This is a genomic window from Geodermatophilus sp. TF02-6, assembly GCF_003319115.1.
Classification (GTDB): Bacteria; Actinomycetota; Actinomycetes; order Mycobacteriales; family Geodermatophilaceae; genus Geodermatophilus.
Map to the genome: position 1 here is coordinate 272,587 of NZ_QOHF01000001.1, position 22,095 is coordinate 294,681.

15 protein-coding genes are annotated in these 22,095 nt (G+C 75.3%); 6 read left to right on the forward strand and 9 right to left on the reverse strand.

What is annotated here, in order from left to right; translation table 11 throughout:
- Positions 1-158 precede the first annotated feature (158 nt).
- Genes DQ238_RS01355 through DQ238_RS01365 form a run of 3 tightly spaced genes read left to right on the forward strand, consistent with a single transcriptional unit; the run spans position 159 to position 4,727 of the window.
- Positions 159-1,190 (forward strand): 3-oxoacyl-ACP synthase III, encoded by a 1,032-nt coding sequence (locus DQ238_RS01355; RefSeq protein WP_233495614.1) that lies wholly within the window; start codon positions 159-161, stop codon positions 1,188-1,190.
- Positions 1,187-3,742 (forward strand): alpha/beta fold hydrolase, encoded by a 2,556-nt coding sequence (locus tag DQ238_RS01360; RefSeq protein WP_233495615.1) that lies wholly within the window; start codon positions 1,187-1,189, stop codon positions 3,740-3,742. Before DQ238_RS01355 ends, DQ238_RS01360 begins: the two co-directional genes overlap by 4 nt.
- A gap of 13 nt (positions 3,743-3,755) precedes the next feature.
- Positions 3,756-4,727 carry an NAD(P)-dependent oxidoreductase gene (locus DQ238_RS01365; RefSeq protein ID WP_113779491.1) on the forward strand — a complete coding sequence of 324 codons (972 nt, stop codon included), beginning with the start codon at positions 3,756-3,758 and terminating at the stop codon, positions 4,725-4,727.
- Positions 4,728-4,812: 85 nt separating this feature from the next.
- Here the strand turns inward: DQ238_RS01365 and DQ238_RS01370 are convergent, their stop codons facing one another.
- From DQ238_RS01370 to DQ238_RS01385, 4 genes are all read right to left on the reverse strand, one after another.
- Positions 4,813-5,862 (reverse strand): PD-(D/E)XK nuclease family protein, encoded by a 1,050-nt coding sequence (locus DQ238_RS01370; RefSeq protein WP_158550681.1) that lies wholly within the window; start codon positions 5,860-5,862, stop codon positions 4,813-4,815.
- Between the two features lie 98 nt (positions 5,863-5,960).
- Positions 5,961-7,394, reverse strand: a complete 1,434-nt coding sequence (locus DQ238_RS01375) for a hypothetical protein (RefSeq protein ID WP_113779493.1) — start codon at positions 7,392-7,394, stop codon at positions 5,961-5,963.
- Positions 7,395-7,757: 363 nt separating this feature from the next.
- Complete coding sequence (locus DQ238_RS01380; protein WP_113779494.1) at positions 7,758-9,287, reverse strand: APC family permease; 1,530 nt, start codon at positions 9,285-9,287, stop codon at positions 7,758-7,760.
- A gap of 258 nt (positions 9,288-9,545) precedes the next feature.
- Positions 9,546-9,926, reverse strand: coding sequence for a TetR/AcrR family transcriptional regulator C-terminal domain-containing protein (locus DQ238_RS01385; RefSeq protein ID WP_158550682.1), 381 nt, complete (start codon positions 9,924-9,926; stop codon positions 9,546-9,548).
- Between the two features lie 263 nt (positions 9,927-10,189).
- Here DQ238_RS01385 and speB point away from each other — a divergent pair, with 263 nt between their 5' ends.
- Both speB and DQ238_RS01395 read left to right on the forward strand, forming a co-directional pair.
- Positions 10,190-11,260 carry an agmatinase gene (gene speB, locus DQ238_RS01390; RefSeq protein WP_113779496.1) on the forward strand — a complete coding sequence of 357 codons (1,071 nt, stop codon included), beginning with the start codon at positions 10,190-10,192 and terminating at the stop codon, positions 11,258-11,260.
- A complete protein-coding gene (locus DQ238_RS01395) occupies positions 11,257-13,149 on the forward strand; it encodes a primary-amine oxidase (RefSeq protein ID WP_113779497.1) in 1,893 nt (630 codons plus the stop codon). Before speB ends, DQ238_RS01395 begins: the two co-directional genes overlap by 4 nt.
- A 216-nt stretch (positions 13,150-13,365) precedes the next feature.
- On the opposite strand, the gene DQ238_RS01400 is transcribed toward DQ238_RS01395, so the two are convergent.
- The 3 genes from DQ238_RS01400 to DQ238_RS01410 form a co-directional block, all read right to left on the reverse strand.
- Positions 13,366-13,860: an Lrp/AsnC family transcriptional regulator gene (locus DQ238_RS01400; protein ID WP_113779498.1), complete on the reverse strand. Its 495-nt coding sequence runs from the start codon at positions 13,858-13,860 to the stop codon at positions 13,366-13,368.
- A gap of 274 nt (positions 13,861-14,134) precedes the next feature.
- On the reverse strand, positions 14,135-14,560 hold the full coding sequence (locus DQ238_RS01405) for a universal stress protein (RefSeq protein ID WP_113779499.1): 426 nt from the start codon (positions 14,558-14,560) through the stop codon (positions 14,135-14,137).
- Positions 14,557-16,053, reverse strand: a complete 1,497-nt coding sequence (locus tag DQ238_RS01410) for an APC family permease (RefSeq protein WP_113779500.1) — start codon at positions 16,051-16,053, stop codon at positions 14,557-14,559. Before DQ238_RS01410 ends, DQ238_RS01405 begins: the two co-directional genes overlap by 4 nt.
- A gap of 109 nt (positions 16,054-16,162) precedes the next feature.
- Between DQ238_RS01410 and DQ238_RS01415 the strand changes: the two genes are divergently transcribed.
- Positions 16,163-17,371, forward strand: a complete 1,209-nt coding sequence (locus tag DQ238_RS01415; protein WP_113779501.1) for a saccharopine dehydrogenase family protein — start codon at positions 16,163-16,165, stop codon at positions 17,369-17,371.
- 81 nt (positions 17,372-17,452) lie between these two features.
- Here the strand turns inward: DQ238_RS01415 and DQ238_RS01420 are convergent, their stop codons facing one another.
- Positions 17,453-20,641, reverse strand: a complete 3,189-nt coding sequence (locus DQ238_RS01420) for an NAD-glutamate dehydrogenase domain-containing protein (RefSeq protein ID WP_233495616.1) — start codon at positions 20,639-20,641, stop codon at positions 17,453-17,455.
- Complete coding sequence (gene gabT, locus DQ238_RS01425) at positions 20,638-22,083, reverse strand: 4-aminobutyrate--2-oxoglutarate transaminase (protein WP_113779502.1); 1,446 nt, start codon at positions 22,081-22,083, stop codon at positions 20,638-20,640. The genes DQ238_RS01420 and gabT overlap by 4 nt, the downstream gene beginning before the upstream one ends.
- Positions 22,084-22,095 lie beyond the last annotated feature (12 nt).

A 22,095-nucleotide genomic window follows, 5' to 3' on the forward strand; every position in this document is an offset into this window, starting at 1 on the left:
CGGCCGTCGGCGGGCGGCACCCGGGGTGCTTGCCCGCCCGGGCAGGGACTGCGAGAGGATTGCGCACGGTATGACGGCGGGGAGGCCGGGTAGAGCCCGGCCGACCGCCAGACAGCGCTCGACAGGCAGGGGCTCGGCCCTCCTGGAGGACTGGACCCATGCACATGACTGACAACGCGACACACCGGTTCGCCAACACGGCCGTCCTGGCCGTGCAGGGAGCCGACGCCACCCAGGTCGTCACCTCCGACGCCCTCGACGACCTGCTGGTCGACACCTACCGCCGGGTGGGGTTGCGCCCGGGGCTGCTCGAGCGGCTGGCCGGCATCCGCGAGCGGCGCTGGTGGTCCGACGGGGTGACCTTCGTCGACGGCGCCGCCGAGGCCGGGGCGAAGGCGGTCAGCGAGAGCGGCGTCGACCCGGCGCGCATCGGCGTGATGATCAACACGTCGGTCAGCCGCCGCTACCTCGAACCGTCGACCGCGGTGGCCGTCCACGCCGCCCTCGGCCTGCCGCGCTCGTGCCGGAACTTCGACGTCACCAACGCCTGCCTCGGGTTCGTCAACGGCATGGAGCTGGCCGCCGCGATGATCGACGCGGGGGCCGTCGAGTACGCCCTGATCGTCAACGGCGAGGACTCCCGACCGGTCCAGGAGCGCACCATCGAGCGGCTGAACCGGCCGCAGGCCGTGGCCCGGGACGTGCTGTCGCAGTTCGCGACCCTGACCCTGGGCTCGGGGGCGGTGGCCATGGTCCTCGGCCGCGCCGACCGGCACCCCGAGGGCCACCGCATGGTGGGGTCGGTCAGCCGGGCGGGCACCGAGCACCACGAGCTGTGCGTCGGCGACAACGACGCGATGCACACCGACCTCAAGGGCCTGCTGGACGCCGGGCTGGCGCTCTCGCTGGACATGTGGCGCGAGGCCGCGGAGGAGTTCGACTGGGCGCGGGGCATGAGCCGGTACGTGATGCACCAGGTGTCCAAGGTGCACACCCAGGCGATGATCGACCGCTTCTCGGTCGACCCGGCCCTCGTCCCGCGGACGTTCCCGACCAGGGGCAACCTGGGGCCGGCGTCGGTCCCGTTCACCCTCGCCGGCGAGCAGGACTCCCTCGCGCTCGGCGACCGGGTGCTGCTCATGGGCATCGGCTCGGGGCTCAACGCCTCGTGCGTCGAGATCGCCTGGTGACGGCGGACGACGCGGCCGTCCCGCTCCCGGGGCTGGACCCGGCCTGGTCCCGCCGCCTGAGCGTCGCGGACCCCGCCGGGGTGGAGCACGCCTGGCACGTGCTCGACAACGGCGTCCGGGACCCGGTCGGCACGCTGCTGTGCGTGCACGGCAACCCGACGTGGTCCTACCTGTGGCGCCGGCTGCTCGCCGCCGCCCCGCCCGGCTGGCGGGTGGTCGCCCCCGACCAGCTGGGCATGGGCTGGTCGCAGCGGCTGGACGAGCCCCGGACGCTGGAGCAGCGGGTGGCCGACCTCGGTGACCTCACCGCCGCGCTCGGCGTCACCGGCCCGGTGGTCACCGTCGGGCACGACTGGGGCGGGGTCGTCTCCCTCGGCTGGGCGCTGGCGCACCGCAGCCAGCTGCGCGGCGTGGTCCTGGCCAACACCGCGGTCGCCATGCCCGAGGGCGACCGCGGCCCGGCGCTCATCCGGCTGGCCTCCGCGCCCGGGGTGCGCGCCGCCGTCACCGTCGGCACGCCGGTGTTCGTGCGGGCGGCGACCGCGCTGTCCCGGCCGGCGCTGCCGGCCGACGTCCGCCGGGCCTTCGCCGCCCCCTACCGGTCGGCGGCGCGTCGCCGGTCGGTCGGGGACTTCGTCGCCGACATCCCCTTCGTCCCGGGGCACCCCTCGCGCCCGGTGCAGGAGGCCGTCGCCGAGGGGATCCGCACGCTCGACGTCCCGGTGCTGCTGCTGTGGGGGCCCCGTGACCCGGTCTTCGGCGAGCGGTACCTGACCGACCTGCGCGACCGGCTGCCGCAGGCCTCGCTGCACCGCTTCGAGGGCGCCTCCCACCTGCTCCCCGAGGACGCGCCGCAGTACGCCGACGTCGTCGCCCGGTGGGTGACCGACCTCGACCGCGGGCCGGCCGACCGGGAGCGCCCCGCGCCGGACGCCGTCCGGCCGCTGGGGGCGGCGCTGGCCGCGCGGGCGGACGACGACTCCCCCGCGATCGTCGAGGTGGGCGGGGCGACCGTGAGCTGGGCCGACCTGCACGCCCGCGTCGGCGACCTGGCCGCCGGGCTGGCCGCGGCCGGCGTGCGCCCGGGGCACCGCGTCGCGCTGCTCGTGGAGCCCTCGGCCGACCTCACCGCCGCGGTGTACGCGGTCTGGCGCGCCGGCGCGGTCGTCGTCGTGGCCGACAAGGGGCTCGGCCTGGCCGGGATGCGCCGCGCCCTGCGCAGCGCCGGCGTCGACTCCGTCATCGGCGGTCCGCGGGGCCTGGCGGCCGCCCGGCTGATGGGACTGCCCGGCTCCCGCGTCGCCGCCGGCCGCCTCGGCCCGGCCGCCCGCCGCGCGCTGGGCGACCCGCCGACCCTGGACGGGCTGGCGGCCGCCGGCCGGTCCGCCCCGGCACCGGCCGAGCCGCCGGAGGACGCCGACTGCGCGGTGCTGTTCACCTCGGGCGCGACCGGGCCGGCCAAGGGCGTGGTCTACACGCGCCGGCAGGCCGCGGCCCAGCTGGAGCTGGTGCGCTCGACCTACGGCCTCACTCCTGGGGACCGGCTGGTCGCCGCCTTCGCGCCCTTCGCGATCCTCGGCCCCGGGCTGGGGATCGGCTCGGCGGTCCCCGACGTCGACGTCACCGCGCCCGGCACGCTTTCCGCGGCGGCCCTGGCCGACGCGGTGCGGGCGCTGGGCGCAACGGTGGTGTTCGCCTCCCCGGCCGCGCTGCGCCGGGTCGTGGCCACCGCCTCCGACCTGACCGAGGAGCAGCGCGGCGCGCTGGGCGGGGTCCGGCTGGTGGTGTCGGCCGGCGCCCCCGTCCCCGCCTCGCTGCTGCGGGCCCTGCGGGAGGTCCTGCCGGCCGCCGAGGCCCGCACGCCGTACGGCATGACCGAGGCGCTGCCGGTCACCGACGTGACCGCGGCCGAGGTGGAGGCGGCCGGCGCGGGGGACGGCGTGTGCGTCGGGCGGCCCCTGGCCGGCGTGGCGGTGCAGGTCAGCCCGCTGGACGCGGCCGGTGCGGCCGACGGGCCGCTGACCGACGCACCCGGCGTCCTCGGCGAGGTGTGCGTGCGCGCCGCCCACGTCAAGGACCGCTACGACGCGCTGTGGGCCACCGAGCGCGCCGCCTCGCGGAACCCGGGCTGGCACCGCACCGGGGACCTCGGGTACCTGGACGCGGCCGGCCGGCTGTGGATCAGCGGGCGCCTGGCGCACGTGGTCACCACCGCCCGGGGGCCGGTCGCCCCGGTCGGCGTCGAGCAGCGGGTGGAGGACCTCGCCGCGGTGAGCGCGGCCGCGGCCGTCGGGGTCGGCCCGGCCGGGGGCCAGGTCGTCGTGGTGGTCGTCGTTCCCGCCGACGGGTCCGGCCGGCGCCGGCTGGCCGTGGCCGGCGCCGAGCTGGCCGACGCCGTCCGGGCCGTCGCCGGGGTCGACGTCGCCGCGGTGCTCACCGCGCGGCGGCTGCCCGTCGACGTCCGGCACCAGTCGAAGGTGGACCGCCGCGCGGTGGCCCGGGCGGCGGCGCGGCTGCTGGCCGGCGTCCGGACGCGGGAGCGGCGGCGGTGAGGGTCCCGGTCCGGTGAGGGTGCTGGTCACCGGCGCCAGCGGGATGCTCGGCCGGGCCACGGCCCGTGCGCTGCTGGCCCGGGGCGACGAGGTGACGGTGCTGCAGCGCCGTCCGTCGGGGCTGCCGTGCCGCGAGGTCCTCGGCGACGTCGCCGACGCGGGCGTCGTGGCACGGGCGGCGCAGGGTCGCGACGCCGTCGTGCACCTGGCCGCGAAGGTCGACGTCACCGGCCCCTGGGCCGAGTACGCCCGGGCGAACGTGCAGGGCACCCGCACGGTCGTCGCCGCCTGCCGGGCCGCGGACGTCAGCCGGCTGGTACACGTCTCCTCGCCGTCCGTGGCGCACGCCGGGGCGGCGCTGGTGGGCGCCGGCGCCGAGCCCGCCGACCCGGCGCGGGCCCGCGGGCACTACTCCCGCTCCAAGGCCGTGGCCGAGCTCGACGCGCTGACTGCGGACTCGGAGTCGCTGGCCGTGCTGGCCGTCCGCCCGCACCTGGTGTGGGGGCCCGGCGATCCCCAGCTGGTCGGCCGGATCGTCGAGCGCGCCCGCGCCGGCCGGCTGCCGCTGGTCGGGTCCGGCGCGGCGCTGGTGGACACGACCTACGTCGACAACGCCGCCGCCGCGCTGCTCGCCGCGGCCGACGCGTGCGGGCCGGTGCACGGCGAGGCGCTCGTGGTGTCCAACGGCGAGCCGCGCCCGGTCGGCGAGGTGGTCGCCCGGCTGTGCCGCGCGGCCGGCGTCCCCGGGCCCCGCCGCCGGGTGCCGTTCGGGGTGGCCTGGCTGGCCGGTGGGGTCGCCGAGGGCGTCTGGACGGCGACCGGGCGGCGCTCCACCCCGCCGCTCACCCGCTTCCTCGCCGAGCAGCTGGCCACCGCCCACTGGTTCGACCAGACGCGGACGCGGGCCGCCCTGCGCTGGCGGCCGCACGTGGGCCTGGACGAGGGCTTCGCGCGGTTGGGGGCCTGGTACGCCTCCGGCGGGTGAGGGCCTGGTACGCCTCCGGCGGGTGAGGGCCTGGTACGCCTCCGGCGGGTGAGGGCCTGGTACGCCTCCGGCGGGGAACCCGGGGTCACTCCGCGGAGGCCGCCCTCGTCACCCGGATCGACCGGGGGCTGCGGGTCCTCCGGGTCGGCACGATCTCACCCAGCTCGACCAGCCGCTCGACCGCGGCGTCCTTGTCGACCTGGGTGCGCACGTTGCCGCCCGACCACTCGCAGTGCAGCTCCCCCGCCGGCCCGGACCGGCCGCGCAGCCGTTCCCGGGCGTACTCCTTGTGGCGTCGGGCCTCCCCCTCGGCGGCGCGCCACCTGTCGTAGTCCTCGACGGCCTCGACGTAGTCCTCCTCGGTGACCGTCAGCCGCGACTGGCGGGAGAGGTCGCCCTCCGTCTCCGGGTCCACCGGTGGGCCCCAGCACAGGTCGAGGAACGGGCACCAGTCGCACATGGCGTCCACGCCGGGGCCGAAGCCGTCCCGGGGGACGGCGTCGACGCCGTCGTCCTCCACGGTGGCGTAGACCTCGGTCAGCCACAGGATCGCCTCGGCGGTCAGCAGCGGGTCGTAGTCGGCCTCGAAGACGACGTCCTCGCCGGAGTCCCGGGACAGGTAGCGCAGGCGCACCCCCTCGACACCGCACTCGGTCCCGACGGGCAGTCGGCGGTCGTGGGTCTGCCCGGTGCGCAGCAGCCAGGCGTAGAGGGCGACCTGGAACCAGTGCTTGGCCGGCACCCCGCGGGTGAGGACCCGCTCGAACCCGCCCCGGGAGGTGGTCTTGAGGTCTTCCACGACGGGGGCGTGCCACCAGTCGCAGCGGCCCTTGACCTGCTCCCCCGCGAGCGCCACCTCGGTCAGCCCGCCGTACTGCCGGCGCAGCGCGCGCAGCACCCCGCGGTGCAGCTCGGTGCCCAGGAAGGCCGGCAGGCCGGTGCGGGGGTTGGTGGGCCGGCGGCGGGCGATCCGGTAGGCCGCCCGGCGGCGGCACTCGCCCACCTCCGAGGCGCCGATCATCCGCTGGCGCGAGCGGGCCCGGCGGGCGTCCAGGTCGCGCACGGCGGCGGCCAGGCTGGGGGCGGCGCGCCGTTCGGCGGCGGTGGGGCGGGTGGGCAGGACGGCGGCGGTCATGGCGCTCCTCGGGTCGGGGGTGGGCAGCGGGCCGCGGGGGTCGGCCCGGTCGGCGGGGTCTCGCCGACCGGACCGACCCCCTGCGGCGACCGCGTCGCTCAGGCCACGTCCTGTCCGCCGACCTCGATCTCCTGCTGCCCGGCCTCGCCGGACCGCTGGGTCGCGATGACCTCGCGCACGAGCGCGGTCAGCCGCTTGGTCGCCACCTGCTCGGTGGGCCGGCCGAACCGGGCGGCGATCTGCTCCCCGGTCACGTGGAGGGCCTCCAGGCTGGCGAGCACGCCGCGGCGGGCCGCGTTGGGCCGGCAGGCCTGCGGGTCGTCGGGGGTCGGCGAGGCGTCCAGGAGCGCCGGGGCCTTGGCGTCCTGGCCGGGAGCCGGCCGGGCAGCCGCGGCGCGGGCGGCCTCGACCACCGCGGCGGGCGTCGTGGGTGCGGCCGGAGCCGCCCGCCGTCCGGCCGGGTGGGCCTTCACCGACGCCTCGAGGAACTCCTCGTGCCGGGCCTGGATCAGCTCGGCGACGGTGTACTGGCCGGCCGGGGTCTCCACGTCGGCCTCGAGCAGCGCGCTGCGGTTGGCCTCGGCCCAGACCTCGCGCAGCTCGTCGTCGTCGCTCGCCGCGCGGATCCGCTGGGCCAGGGCGGCGGCCTCGGACCTGCCGCGCCCGGTCGGGTTCTGGCCCGCCTGCTCGTGGCCGAGCAGCCCGCCGCCGTGGAAGGGGACCAGGTCGCGCACGTGCGCGGTGCCGGGGTCGCACTTGAGCGCGTCGAAGACCAGCCACTCCAGCAGCCGGCCGGTGGCCGCCGAGTCGGTGACCTCCTTGGCCGGGTCGGTGTTGGGCTTGATGCCGATGTGCACGCTGCGCGCGCCGACGATCAGCGGCCGCCGCCCGCGGCGCAGCCGCATCCACACCGTCGCCGCGTAGGGGAACTCCCGGTGGGTCTGCACCGACCAGGTCTTCTGCCCCTCGACGGGACGACCGTTGGCGTCGACCTCGGTGACCTCCTTGCCGCGGGCGGTCACCACGACGATGCCGGGGAAGGTCAGCAGCTCGGTCTGCAGCTTGCGCCAGCGGGCGCCGGCGTCGTTCCACAGGTTCTGGCTGATGGTGACCTCGGCGTTGGGGTCGCGCTTGAGCAGCTCGCGGTTGCGGGCCGACTTCGCGGCGCGCTCGCTGGCCCAGTCCTTGAGGCCGTCCCAGATGGCCGAGCCGGTGTCGATGCCGAGCACCACCGGGGGTTCGCCGGCGTCGGCCGCACGGCGGGCCTCGGACTTGACCGCCTGCACCGCGGCCAGCACCGCGGCGTAGGAGCCGTCGTGCTCGATGAGCTGGTAGTTCGCGCCGGGGATCGCGCCGTACTCGTCGCCGGCGCCCTCGTTGAGGTCGATCCAGTACAGCGCGCCGATCCGGTCGCTGGCGCTGAACTGGGCCAGGGCCCACGACTTGCCGGCCTTCTCCTCACCCTCCAGGAGGATGCAGGGCCAGGGCACTCGACCGGTGGGCTTGCGGGTCTTCAGGCCGGAGACGGCCATGGTGAACTCCTTGTCGACACGGGGAAGATGTCGACTCCGAAGCTACGGAGAGGGTGTGACAAGTTGACCGCGCGCCGGTCTGCACCCCTCCGGGCCGGCCGTGGCAGAAGTCCAGCTCAGGGGCTCGTCCCGCACGAGTTCCAGCACACGGGCGCCGGCTGTTCGCTGTTGGCAGAATCCGATGACGACCGCGGGGACGGCGACGGGGTGCCACCGGCACTCATCGCCCTGGAGCCACCTGCCCCCCGGGACCGCGACTCCCGCGGTGAGCACCGCCGTCCCCCGGTGGTCACCGCTCCCTCGCCTTCGACGACGACGACGACGACGACGCCACCAGCTCGGCGGAGGCGTCGGACGGCACGGTCACTCGTCGAACACGAGGGCAGGGGTGTCGGGCCGCAGCATCTCCCCACGGAAGAACTCCGGGTGCCGTCTGCGCCAGAGCAGCATGAGCACCACCCCGGCCAGCAGCAGGCCGCTCCCGATGACGAACACGCTGCCGACCCCGAACACCGACGAGCCGCTGCCGTAGGCCGGGTCGAGGGTGTCCACCGCCGTCTGCACGAACACCGCGGTGAGCATGAGGGCGCCGAGCAGCGGGAGGACCCCCTTGAACAGCAGGTCGCGGGCGCTGCGGCGCAGCTCGCGGCGGAAGTGCCAGACGCAGGCGAACGCGGTGAGTCCGTAGTAGAAGCAGATCATCAGCCCCAGCGCGTAGATGGTGTCGATGAGGACGTTCTGGCTGATCAGCGTCATGCCCACGTAGAACGCCGCCGTCCCGGCGCCGGCGACGAGCGTCGCGGTCGACGGGGTGAGGAAGCGAGGGTGCACCTCGGCCAGCCGGCGCGGCAGCGCGCCGTAGGTGGCCATGGCCAGCATCGTGCGGGTCGGCGGCAGGAACGTCGTCTGCAGCGAGGAGGCCGAGCTGGCGACGACGGCGAGGAACAGCAGGAAGGCCAGCCCGGGGCCCATGACCGGCCCGGCCAGCGCGGCGAAGACGTTGTCCTCGGTCTCGGGGTTGCCCAGGCCCGTGCCCTCGGTGCCGACCCCGGCGTAGACCTGCACCGCGATCGCGACGCCGAGGTAGGTGACGATGATGACCAGCATCGTGACCAGCGCCGCGCGGCCGGGCGTCCGGGCGCTGCCGGCGGTCTCCTCGTTGACCGTCAGGCAGGTGTCCCAACCCCAGTAGATGAACAGCGACAGCGACAGGCCGGCGGTGAAGGCGCTGAACGAGGGAATGGCGGTCGGGTCCAGCCAGGAGACGTCGAAGGAGGTGCTGCCCGCCGCGTCCGGGGCCTTGACCAGCGCGAGGACGGCGAACAGCGCCAGGACCGCCATCTGGAAGCCGACCAGGACGTACTGCAGCCGCTTGGTGACCTCGACGCCGCGGTAGGTGATCCAGGTGGCCAGCGCGACGAAGGCCACGCAGGTGAGCACGTTGACCAGGGTGTCGTCCCCGAGCCCGGCCACCCACTCCGAGCCGGTGACCTCACCGAGCAGCAGGTAGAAGAAGGAGACCGCGACCCCGGCCAGGTTGGACAGCACGATGATCGTGGCCAGCAGGGCGCCCCAGCCGCACAGCCAGCCGAGGTAGGGGTTGAACGCCTTCGTCGTCCAGGTGAACGACGTGCCGCAGTCCGGCGCCACCCGGTTGAGCTCCCGGTAGGCGTAGGCGACCAGCAGCATCGGGAGGAACCCGGCGAGGAAGACCGCCGGCATCTGCAGGCCGACCTCGGCCACGGTCGGGCCGAGCGTCGCGGTGAGCGCGTAGACCGGCGCGATGCTCGACACGCCGAGGACGACGCTGGCCAGCAGGCCCACGGAGTTCGTCGACAGGCCCTTGGCCCGGAGATCGGCGTGGCCGGTCGCCGGCCGCTGCTCCACCGTCATGCGGTCCTCCTCGTCGCGCCGCCCGCACGGCGCACCCGGTCCCGGCGGTGTGCCGGGTGTCACACGCAGCCAGCCACACGGCCGCCCCTCGGGAAAGAGGCCGTCGTGTACACCCGGCGCTGACGGCATCGACACTCCGGCACGGATCCCGGCGCCGACGTCCCGTTCGACGACTGCTTCGTGCGCGTGACGTAGGCGTGCCTGCTCTTTCCACACCTCGACGCCGGGGTCGGACGGGCCTCCCGGGTGACGAGGGACTCAGTCAGGACGGCCGGGAAGCCGGCTCCGCATGCCCGCGAGGAGCGCCTCCAGGCCGAGCTGGAACGCCGCGTCGGCCCGGGCCCGCCCACGCGGGGCCGCCCGGAGTGCGGCGTCCAGGACCGGCGTGTCGCCGCGGTCGACCCGCCAGACCTCAGCAGGCGCGGCGAGGTCGAACGCCGCCCCGAGCGCGTAGCTGTCCAGCACGCTGACCCACAGCATGACCTGGTCCTCGGGGAAACCGGCTCCGCCGAGCAGGGCGGCCACGCGGTCGTAACCGCGCAGGACCGACCCCGCGGTCATCGTCTGCTCGGTGAGCAGCGGGATGAGGCTCGGGTGCTCGGCGAGCGCCCGCCGGTAGGACCGCAGCCACGTCGCCACCGCGGAGCCGCCGTCCACCGCGGAGCCGCCGTCCGGGGTTGAGCCGACGGCTGCGACGGGTCGACATGCTCACTCGGGCATGGCCGGTTCCAGCGACGCAGACCCCTGGGCAATCCCGATCCCGTCGTCTACAGTGTTCTCGATTACGGATTCCGTCGTCTGCCGCCGACATCTCGAGCAGGTGGATGGGTGCGATGACCGGATCCCGGGCTCCTGGACAGTCATCCCCGACCCCCTCCGCACGACCGATCGGACCTCGACCGATGACGCGCTACGGCCCCCAGTACGGGCCCGACATCACCTACCTCGGTATCGACCGCTGCGACCTCGGCGACCCGGGATCCCTCGCCGGAGCGGACGTCGTCGTCCTCGGCGCGCCCTTCGACGGCGGCACCTCCCACCGCCCGGGCACCCGCTTCGGTCCGCAGGCGATCCGGATGACCGACTACCTGGCGCACGACGGCTCGCGGCCGAGCCTGGCGCTGCGCACCGACGGGCTGCGGGACCTGCGCGTCCTCGACGCCGGTGACGTCGAGATGTACTCCGGCGACATCGAGACGGCCCTGCCGGCGCTCGAGGCCGCGGTGGAGACGGTGGCCCGGGCCGGCGCCATCCCCGTCGTCCTGGGCGGTGACCACTCGATCGCCTTCCCCGACGCCAAGGGTGTGGCCAACGTCCTCGGCCACGGCCGGGTCTCGATGATCCACTTCGACGCGCACGCCGACACCGGCGACATCGAGTTCGGCTCCCTGTGGGGGCACGGCCAGCCGATGCGCCGGCTGATCGAGTCCGGGGCGCTGCGCGGCGACCGGTTCCTGCAGATCGGCCTGCGCGGCTACTGGCCCCCGCCCGAGACGCTGGACTGGATGGCCGCCCAGCGGATGCGCTCGTACGAGATGACCGAGATCGGGCATCGGGGGCTGGAGGAGTGCCTCACCGAGGCCGCACGGATCGCCACCGACGAGTGCGACGGCGTCTTCCTCTCCGTCGACATCGACGTCTGCGACCCCGGGCACGCGCCCGGCACCGGCACCCCGGAGCCCGGCGGGCTCACCGCCCGCCAGCTGCTGGACTCCGTGCGCCGCATCTGCCTCGAGCTGCCCGTGGTGGGCGTCGACGTCGTGGAGGTCAGCCCGCCCTACGACCACGCCGACATCACCGCGGCCCTGGCCAACCGGGTCGTCCTCGAGGCGCTGTCGGCCATCGCCCGCCGCCGCCGCGACGCCCGCGACGGCACCCTGTCCTCTTCCGCCGATCCCGGAACCCCCTCCCGGGCCTGGGACCCCGCCCTCCCCCTGCTCGCCGACCGACCCGCTCCGGAGGACCAGTCATGACCGCGCACCCGCTCGACCCGCTGTCCGCCGACGAGTTCCGCGCGGCGGCGGCCGTCCTCCGACGGGACGAGGCCGTCGACGAGCGGTGGCGGTTCGCCTCGATCGAGCTGCGCGAGCCGGCCAAGGACGTCGTCCGCGCCTTCCGGCCCGGGGACCCGATCCGCCGCGAGGCCCGGGTCACGTGCTGGAGCCGCGACGAGGGGACGCCGTACAAGGCGGTGGTCTCGCTGACCGACGACGCCGTCCTGTCCTGGGAGGCGGTCCCGGGCGAGCAGGCCAACATGACCCTCGACGAGTGGCACGAGGCCCACGAGGTGCTGATCGAGCACCCCGACGTGGTCGCCGCGCTGGCGAAGCGTGGGATCACCGACCTCGACCTGGTGCTCATCGACACCTGGGCCTACGGCCACTCGCTGATCCCCGAGGGCCTGCAGGACCGCCGGGTCGGCTGGACCGACGTCTGGGTCCGCTCGGTGCCCGAGGGCAACCCGTACGCCAACCCGGTGAGCGGCCTGCACTTCGTCGTCGACCTCAACACCATGGAGCTGCTCCAGGTCGAGGACACCCCGCCGCCGGCCCGGCCGGACGTCATGGGCGAGTACGTGCCCGCCCTGGTGCCCGGCCTGCAGCAGCGCAGCGACGTCAAGCCGCTGGAGATCACCCAGCCCGAGGGTGTCTCGTTCACCCTCGACGGCCACGAGCTGCGCTGGCAGAACTGGACGATGCGGCTGGGCTTCAACCACCGCGAGGGCCTGGTGCTGCACCGGGTGGGCTACGCCGACGGCGACGAGGTGCGGCCGATCGCCCACCGGCTGTCGTTCGCCGAGATGGTCGTCCCCTACCGCGACCCGAGCCCCGACCACCACCGGCGGACCGCCTTCGACATCGGCGAGTGGGGCCTGGGCTTCATGACCACGTCGCTGCGGCTGGGGTGCGACTGCCTCGGCGAGATCACCTACGTCGACGCCGTCCTGCACGACAGCCGCGGCGAGCCCTACACCATCGAGAACGCCATCTGCCTGCACGAGGAGGACGACGGCGTGCTGTGGAAGCACGTCGACGAGCGGGCCGGGGCGGAGGTGCGCCGGTCGCGGCGGATGGTCGTGTCCTTCTCCGCGACCGTGGCCAACTACGAGTACCTGACCTACTGGCGCTTCTACCAGGACGGCACCATCGAGTGCGAGGTCCGGGCCACCGGCATCATGGTCACCAGCGCGTTCGACGACAGTCCCCCGCCGTACGGCTCGGTGGTCGACGAGCGCACCTACGCCCCGTTCCACCAGCACTTCATCGTCGCCCGCATGGACATGGAGGTCGACGGGCCGGAGAACACCGTCGTCGTCTCCGAGAGCGAGGCCCTCCCCGTCTCCGACGAGAACCCCTACGGGCTGGCCCTGGTGCAGCGCAGCCGCCCGCTGCTCACCGAGTCCGAGGGGAGGCAGGACGTCGACTGGGCGAGCCAGCGCAGCTGGAAGGTGGTCAACCGCGGCCGGACGAGCCGGCTGGGCACGCCGACCGGGTACAAGCTCGTCCCCTCGGCGTCGATCCCGGCGCTGGCCGACCCCAGCGCGCCGTTCCTGCAGCGCGCCGAGGCCGTCGAGCACCCCCTGTGGGTCACCCGGTACGCGGAGGACGAGCGCTGGCCCTCCGGCGAGTTCTGCAACCAGAGCCGCCGGGACGCCGGGCTGCCCGAGTGGATCAAGGCCGACCGGTCGATCGCCGACACCGACATCGTGCTCTGGCACGTGTTCGGCATCCACCACATCACCCGGCCCGAGGACTGGCCGGTCATGCCGGTCGACGTGGTGAGCTTCTCGCTCAAGCCGGTCGGGTTCTTCGACCGCAACCCGGCCCTCGACGTGCCGCCGAGCCCCTCCCGCTGCCATTGAGGAGGACCCCCTCCTCCCCACCCTTCGCACGCTCAGGGCGGGGCCCTGGAGGGGGCCGCCCCTCCTCGCCACCCCTCCACACGCTCAGGGCGGGGCCCGGGACGGGGTCGCCCTCCACCTCCGGTGGCCGCCTGGCCGAGATGCCGGCCCGGTCCGCGGAGTGGCGGGGCAGGGACCACCCCCGGTCGACGTGACCGACGGCCGCCGGAGCCGGGCTCACCCGCCTGGCAGCGCCGTCGGTCCCTCGGTTCGCGGGGTACCCCAGGCGTAGGTCTGCTTGCGCAGGCCGAGGTACAGGAACGTATCGGTCGACGTGACCCCCTCGACGGCGCGGATGCGGGCCACCAGGTCGAGCAGCTGGTCGTCGTCCTCGCACACGACCTCGGCGATGACGTCGATCGACCCGGCGGTGATGACCACGTAGTCGACCTCCGCGAAGTCGGCGAGCCGGTCGGCGACGGCCCGGGCGTCTGCGCTGGTGCGGACGCCGACCATGGCCTGCCGGGAGAAGCCCAGCTGCAGCGGGTCGGTGACCGCCACGATCTGCATGACGCCGGCGTCCAGCAGCCGCTGCACGCGCTGGCGGACCGCCGCCTCCGACAGCCCCACCGCCGTGGCGATGCGGGCGTACGGACGGCGCCCGTCCTCCTGGAGCTGTTCGACGATGGCGCGCGAGACGTCGTCCAGCACGAACCGCCCCCGGATGGTCATCCCCGGATCGTATCGACGGGCGCCGCTCACGGGCTCGTCCGTCCGGGTGGCATCTCGCTGCGGTTCCGCCATCCCAGCAGGCCATCCGACGACAGGATCCGTCGTCAGGACCAACACCGAACAGGACGTCACAGCCCCGGTCTCGTCCCCTCAACCACCGGAGGCAGCGAGGCGGTGGAGACGGCGGGGAAGGCGGACCGTCGACCATCGGCGGGTGGCGGCGCACACCGGCGTGTCGGGCAGCCACCCGCCGATGATCAACGGGGAGGGGAGGTCAGTGGTCCTCGCCGCCCACCGGCACGCAGAGGACGGGGCGGTCGGAGAGGTGCAGCATCTTGTGCGACACCGACCCGAGGAACGCGCCGCGCAGCGGGCTCTCCCCCCGGGTGCCGACGACGATCACCCGCCCGTCGTGCCGGTGGGCGGCGTCGACCAGCGCCTGGGCCGGCTTCTCCGAGAGCACCTCGACGACCGTCGCGACGCCGGCCTGCTCCGCCTCCCCGACCGCGTGCGCCACCGCCGTCCGGCCCAGCTCGGCCAGCGCCCGCTGGTGGGCCTGGAACTCCTCCCCCACGCCGCCGGGCGGCTCCACGCCGTAGACGAGGACCAGGGGTTCCTCGTAGCGCTCCGCCAGCGAGATCGCCATCGCCAGGGCCGGCCGCGACCCCGGCGACTCGTCGTATCCGAGCACGATGCTCACCGGTCCCCCTCCCGCGCAGCGGCGACGCTCGGCCGCTCCTGCCAGAAGGTCCGGTCCCGTGCCCGCCACACGAGCATGAGGACGACGCCGACGACGAAGATCCCGACCCCGATGACCAGCGGCGGGCCCACCCCGAGCCAGGCCTGCCCGGTGTAGGAGTTGGCCGGGTCGGCCAGGTCGCGGATCGACAGCACCAGCAGCCAGACCAGCAGCAGCGACCCCAGCACCGGGCCGACCCCGATGAGCAGGAACGACGACACGCTGCGGGTCAGCTGCCGGCGGTGGTAGACGGCGCAGGCGATGCCGGTGAGCGCGTAGTAGAAGGCGATGAGCAGCGACAGCGCGGTGATCGAGTCGAACAGCGCGTTCTCGCTGAGCTGGCTGAGCGCGACGAACCAGACGGCGGCGATGCCGCCGACCCACCAGGTGGACACGTCGGGGGTGCGGTACCGCGGCGCGATGGAGCCGAACCGGCGGGGCAGGGCGTGCCGCCGGGCCATGGACAGGCCCGTCCGGGACGCCGGGAGGATCGTCGTCTGGGTCGAGGCCAGGGCCGCCGTCGCCACCGCGAGCAGCACCACCCAGTCCCAGCCGCCCATGACCTCGGTGGAGAGCAGCGCGAAGATCGCCTCCTCCTCGTCGGCGTTGTCGGCCAGGTAGTCGGTGCCGGCGAAGGCGAGGACGGCGATGGCCACGCCGAGGTAGGTGGCCAGCAGGACGACGGTGGAGACGATGGCCGCGCGGCCGGGCGTGGACGTGGAGTCCCGGGTCTCTTCGGTCAGGTTGACCGCCGACTCCCAGCCCCAGTAGGCGAAGACGCCGAGCAGCAGCCCACCGGTCAGCGCGGCCCCGCCGGCGCCGAACGGGTTCAGCCAGTCCCAGCTGGGGTCGAGGCCGCCGAGCGGGCTGTCGCCGGTGACGCCGCGGACGATGGCCACCGCCGCGAAGACCAGGAGCGCGGCGGTCTGCGCGAGGATCAGCCCGTTCTGCAGCCGCGCGGACAGCTCGGTGCCGAGCACGCAGATCCAGGTCATCAGCAGGATGACCACGACGGTGAGCACGAGGACGACGGCGGTGTTCCCGGCCAGCCCGTCGAGGTCCAGCGTGCGCAGGGTGAAGACCACGCCCACGTTGGCCAGCGAGCCGATGATCAGGATGCCGGTCATCGCGATGGCCCAGCCGCCGATCCAGCCGAACCACGGCCCCATCGCCCGCGTCACCCAGGAGAACGTCGTCCCGCAGTCGGGGTCGACCCGGTTGAGCGCGGCGAACGCCGAGGCGATGAGCAGCATCGGCACGAACGACGCCAGCAGCACGCCGGGCGCGTTGACCCCGGTGAGCGCCACCAGCGCGCCGATGATCGCCGCCAGCGAGTAGGCCGGCGAGGTCGACGCCAGGCCGATGACGAGGGCGTCGAGGAAGCCGATGGCGCCCGGGCGGAGGGTGGGCTCCGTGCCGGGACGGACGGCAGAGCCCGCCGGGTCCGCACTCATGCGACGGTTATCGCAGCCGGACGGCGTGTCGGCAAGGGTTCGACGGCTGCGACCCTGGTCCGACGACGGAAGTCGTCGCTAGGGTGACCGCCTCCTGTGGAGGTGGCAGATGCGCATCCTGCTCGTCGGCGCCGGCGGGGTCGGCAGCGCGGTGACCGCGATCGCGGCCCGCCGGGGCTTCGTGGAGCGGCTGGTCGTCGGCGACTCCGACCCCGCCCGCGCCGAGAAGGCGGTGGCCGCGACCGGCGACCCGCGGTTCCTCGCCGCCCGCGTCGACGCGAGCGACGAGGACGCCGTCCGGGCGCTGCTGGTCGAGCACCGCTGCGAGGTGCTGCTCAACGCGACCGACCCGCGCTTCGTCCTGCCGCTGTTCCGCGCCGCGCTGGCCGCCCGGGTCGACTACCTGGACCTGGCCATGTCGCTGTCCCGACCGCACCCGGAGCGCCCCTACGAGGAACCCGGTGTCAAGCTCGGCGACGAGCAGTTCGCGCTGGCCGGTGAGTGGGCGGCCGCGGGCCGGCTGGCGCTGGTCGGCATGGGCGTGGAGCCCGGGCTCTCCGACGTGTTCGCCCGCTACGCCGCGGACCACCTGTTCGCGGAGATCGACGAGCTCGGCGTCCGGGACGGGTCGGACCTGACGGTGCGCGGCCACGCGTTCGCGCCGTCCTTCAACATCTGGACCACGATCGAGGAGTGCCTCAACCCGCCGGTGGTGTGGGAGCGCGACCGCGGCTGGTACACGACCGAGCCGTTCAGCGAGCCGGAGGTGTTCGACTTCCCCGAGGGCATCGGCCCGGTGGAGTGCGTGAACGTGGAGCACGAGGAGGTGCTCCTCATGCCGCGCTGGGTCGACGCCCGGCGGGTCACCTTCAAGTACGGCCTGGGCTCGCACGTCATCGGCGTCCTGCGGGTGCTGCACGAGGTGGGCCTGGACTCCACCACCCCGGTGCGGGTCGGGGACGTCGAGGTCTCCCCGCGCGACGTGGTGGCCGCGGCGCTGCCGGACCCCGCGGGGCTCGGCGAGCTGATGACCGGGAGGACCTGCGCGGGGCTGTGGGTCAGCGGCACGGGCCCCGCCGGCCGCCCGCGGCAGGTGTACCTGTACCACGTCGTCGACAACGCCTGGTCGATGGCCGAGTACGGGTCCCAGGCGGTGGTCTGGCAGACCGCGGTGAACCCCGTCGTGGCCCTCGAGCTGCTGGCCACCGGGCGGTGGAGCGGCCGCGGGGTGCTGGGCCCGGAGGCGTTCGACGCGGTGCCGTTCCTCGACCTGCTGACCGCCTACGGCTCCCCCTGGGGCATGCGCGAGGGCGGCTGAGAAAGGACCCCCTTGCCCCCCGCCGCTCGCAAGCTCGCGACGGGACCCTGCAAGGGGGCCGCTCCCGGCCAGCCGCCCTGGTCAGCCGACCGTCTCGACCAGCCGGCGCAGCTCCGCGGTCACCACGCAGCCCCGGGCCACGACGTCGTCCCGCGCCGCGCCGGCCTGCTCGCGGACGGCGGCGAAGCGGGCCAACGCTGCGGCGTGCCGGTCGGCGAACGCGCGCACGTCGCCGTCCGCGTCGCGCAGCAGCGCACCGGCCAGGGCCACCCGCTGCAGGTCGAGCTCGTCGCGCAACGTCCCGCGGGCGGCGAGCACCCAGTGCGAGTCGCCGGGCTGCTCCGCCGTCCACGCGCGCAGCCGGGAGAGCCCCAGCAGCTCCCCCACCGCGGCGGAGGCCGCCACCGCCGGGCCGATCCCCGTGCCCGTCCCCGTGCCCGTGGCCCCGGCCAGGGCCGCGAGGTCCACCAGGTCGGCCTGGCACCCGAGGACGGCGACCCGCTCGGCGAGCTCCGGTGCAGCGCCCGCCGCGTCCAGCTCGGCCCGCAGCGCGCGGGCCCGGTCGCCCTCCGCGCCCGGCCGGGCCAGCCAGGTGGCGGGGTCGATCCCGGCGACCACGGCGGCCAGGCCGGCTGCCGCCGCGGTCAGCGCCCGGGGGTCGGGGTGGGTCCGCAGCAGTCGCTCCGCGGTGCGCTCGGTCGCCGCCTGCAGCTCGGGCAGCACCAGCCGCTCCACCGCCAGGGGCACCTCACCGTCGACGAGGCCGTCGACTCCGGCCCACACCGGGTCGAGGTCGAGCACCCGGGTGGCGACGGTGTACGCCCGCGCCGCGACCGGCGCCGGGACGCCGCAGCGCTCCTCCAGCCGCAGCAGGAAGCCCGGACCGACCCGGTTGACCAGGTCGTTGGCCAGCTGGGTGGCGGTGATCTCCCGGGCCAGCGGGTGCGCGGCCACCCGGTCGGGCCAGCGCTCCCGCACCGCCCGGGGGAAGTAGGCCGCCAGCACCCCGGCCAGCGACGGGTCGTCGGGCAGGTCGCTCGCCAGCAGCTCCTCCCGCACCAGGTTCTTCGAGTGGGCCAGCAGCACGGCCGCCTCGGGCCTGGTGAGCCCGGATCCCGCCTGGCGCAGCCGCTCGACCTCCGCCTCCGTCGGCAGGTGCTCCAGGGCGCGGTCCAGGCCGGCCTGCCGCTCCAGGTCGCCGATGAGCTGCGCGTGCCGGTCCAGCAGGAACGGCGCCTGGGCCGCGCAGACCGACAGGGCCCGGGCCTGCAGCGCGTTGTCCGCCAGCACCGCCGCGGCCACCTCGTCGGTCACCTCGCGCAGCAGCGCGTCCCGCTCGGCCCGGGTGGTCTCCCCCACCGCCACCGCGCCCTGCAGCAGGACCTTGAGGTTGACCTCCCGGTCGGAGGTGTCCACGCCGGCGGCGTTGTCGATGAAGTCGGCGTTCAGCGCGACCCCCGCCCGCGCGGCGGCCACCCGCGCACGCTGGGTCAGGCCCAGGTTGCCGCCCTCGCCGACCACCCGGCAGCGCAGCTCGCCGGCGGTCACCCGCACGGCGTCGTTGGCGCGGTCGCCGACCTGCGCGTCGGTCTCGTCGGCCGCGCGGACGTAGGTGCCGATCCCGCCGTTCCACAGCAGGTCGACCGGTGCCCGCAGCACCGCCCGCACCAGCTCGGCCGGCGACAGCTCCGCGGCGTCCACGCCGAGCCGGGTGCGGACCTGCGGGGACAGCGGCACGCTCTTGGCGTCCCGGCGGAACACGCCGCCGCCCGGGGACAGGACGCAACGGTCGTAGTCCTCCCACGACGAGCCCGGCAGCTCGAACAGCCGGCGCCGCTCGGCCGCGGACCGCGCCGGGTCGGGGTCCGGGTCGAGGAACACGTGCCGGTGGTCGAAGGCGGCCACCAGCCGCAGCCGCTCGGACACGAGCATCCCGTTGCCGAAGACGTCGCCGGACATGTCCCCGACGCCGACGACGGTCAGCGGTCCGTCGGGGTCGACGCCGAGCTCGCGCAGGTGGCGGCGCACCGACACCCAGGCTCCCCGGGCGGTGATGCCCATGGCCTTGTGGTCGTAGCCGCTCGAGCCGCCGGAGGCGAAGGCGTCGCCCAGCCAGAAGCCGCGGCGCTCGGCCACCTCGTTGGCCAGGTCGGAGAAGGTCGCCGTCCCCTTGTCGGCGGCCACGACCAGGTAGGGGTCCGGTCCGTCGTGCACCACGGTGCGGGGCGGGTGCACCACGCGGTCCCCGTCGCGGTCGTCGGTCACGTCCAGCAGTGCGTCGACGAAGGTGCGGTAGGCGTCGGCGACCCGCGCCTGCACCGTGGCGCGGTCGAGGCCGCGCAGGTCGTCGCGGACGACGAACGCGCCCTTGGCCCCGGCCGGGACGATGACCGCGTTCTTCACCATCTGGGCCTTGACCAGACCCAGCACCTCGGTGCGGAAGTCCTCCGGGCGCTCCGACCAGCGCAGGCCGCCCCGGGCCACCAGCGCGCCCCGCAGGTGCAGCCCCTCCATCCGCGGCGAGCAGACGAAGGTCTCGACCTCCGGCCGCGGCGCGGGCAGCAGGTCCAGCTCCGCGGAGGCGATCTTCAGGGCCAGGGCCGGACGCGGGTCCCCGGCGGCGTCGGTCTGGTAGCGGTTGGTGCGGACGACGGCGGCCAGCACGTCGCGCAGGCCCCGGAGGATGCGGTCGGAGTCCAGGCTCGTCGTCCGGGTGAGCAGCTCGGCGAGGTGCTCGGCGGCCGAAGCCGCGGCCGCGGGGTCGGCGGCGTCCGGGTCGTGCCGGGCGGCGAAGTGCGCCAGCAGCGCGCGGGCGAACTCCGGGGCGGCGAGCACCGTCTCCTCGACGTAGCCCCGGGACAGCCCGAGGCCCACCTGGGCGAGGTAGCGGCAGGCCGCGCGGAGGACGGCGACGTCCCGGACCGGCAGCCCGGCCCCGACGGTCAGCCGGGCGAGGCCGTCGAGCTCGGTCTCCCCGGCCCAGGCCGCGGCCAGGGCCTGCTCCAGCCGGGGCAGCGCCGCGCCGGGCGCGGTGCCGGGTGGCAGGAGGAGCTCGAGCCGGGACGCCGGCGCGCCGTCGTCCCCGGGAACGGCGACCGCGTCGGCCACGCGCACCCCGAGCCGGTCGAAGACCGGCACGACGTCGGCCAGCAGCGGCCGGGCACCGGGCCAGGTGACCAGTGCGGCCACCCGCTCGCCTCCCGTCCGGCCGGTCTCGGGACGCAGGGTCAGCCGGCGGCGCCCACCGCCGCCGGCGGCCGGGGCGCTCACCGGACCGGGGCGTGCTGGGCGAAGGCGGCATCGAGGACGTCGAGCGCCTCGGTGAGCAGGTCCTGCCCGATGACCAGCGGCGGCAGGAAGCGCAGCACGTTGCTGGAGGTGCCGGCCGTGAGGGTGATGACCCCCTGGGCGTGGCAGGCCTTGGAGATGCGGGCGGTCAGCTCGGCGTCCGGCTCGGAGGTGCCGGGCCGGACCAGCTCGACGGCGAGCATGGCGCCGCGGCCGCGCACGTCGCCGACCACGCCGGTGCGCTCGGCCAGCGCCCGCAGCCGCGGCAGCATGGTCGCCTCGATGGCGCGGGCGGCGCCGGCGAGGTCCTGCTCGCGCATGGTGCGGATCGTGGCCAGGGCGGCGGCGCAGGCGACCGGGTTGCCGCCGTACGTGCCGCCCAGGCCGCCGGTGTGGACGGCGTCCATCAGCTCGGCCCGGCCGGTGAGCCCGGCCAGCGGCAGCCCGCCGGCGATGCCCTTGGCGGTGGTGACCAGGTCGGGCACGACCTGCTCGTGCTCGACGGCGAACCAGGCGCCGGTGCGGCAGAAACCGGTCTGGACCTCGTCGGCGACGAACACCGCACCCGAGCGCCGGCACCAGTCGGCCAGCGCCGGGAGGAAGCCCGGCGCCGGGACGACGAAGCCGCCCTCGCCCTGGATCGGCTCGATGAGCACCGCGGCCACGTTGCCCGCGCCGACCTGGGTCTCGACCAGCGAGATCGCGCGGGCGGCAGCCTGCTCGCCGGTCATCCCCGGCGCGTCGCGGTAGGGGTGGGACATCGGCACGCGGTGGACCTCGCCGGCGAACGGCCCGAACCCGTGCTTGTACGGCATGTTCTTCGCGGTCAGCGCCATCGTGAGGTTGGTGCGGCCGTGGTAGGCGTGGTCGAACACGACGACGGCCTGCCGCCCGGTGGCGTGCCGGGCGACCTTGACGGCGTTCTCCACGGCCTCGGCGCCGGAGTTGAACAGCGCCGAGCGCTTCTCGTGGTCGCCGGGGGTCAGCCGGGCCAGCTCCTCGCACACGGCGACGTAGCCCTCGTAGGGGCCGACCATGAAGCAGGTGTGGGTGAAGGCGGCCACCTGCTCCTGCACCGCGGCCACGACCTCGGGCGCGGCGTTGCCCACGTTCGTGACGGCGATGCCCGAGCCGAGGTCGATGAAGGAGTTGCCGTCGACGTCGACGACCACACCGCCGCCGGCCCGCTCGACGTAGACCGGCAGGACGCTGCCCACGGCGGAGGTGACCGCGCTCCCCCGGCGGGCGGCCAGCTCGCGCGAGCGTGGGCCGGGCACCTCGGTGACCAGCCGCCGCTCCTGGGCGACGGTGCCGGTCGCGGTGAGCACGTCGATCGCCGCGCTCGGGGTCGTCGCACTCGGGGTCGCGCTCAGGGTCGTCGCACTCGGGGTCGTCGCGCTCAGGGTCGCCGCGCTCGGGGTCATCGTCTCTCCTCG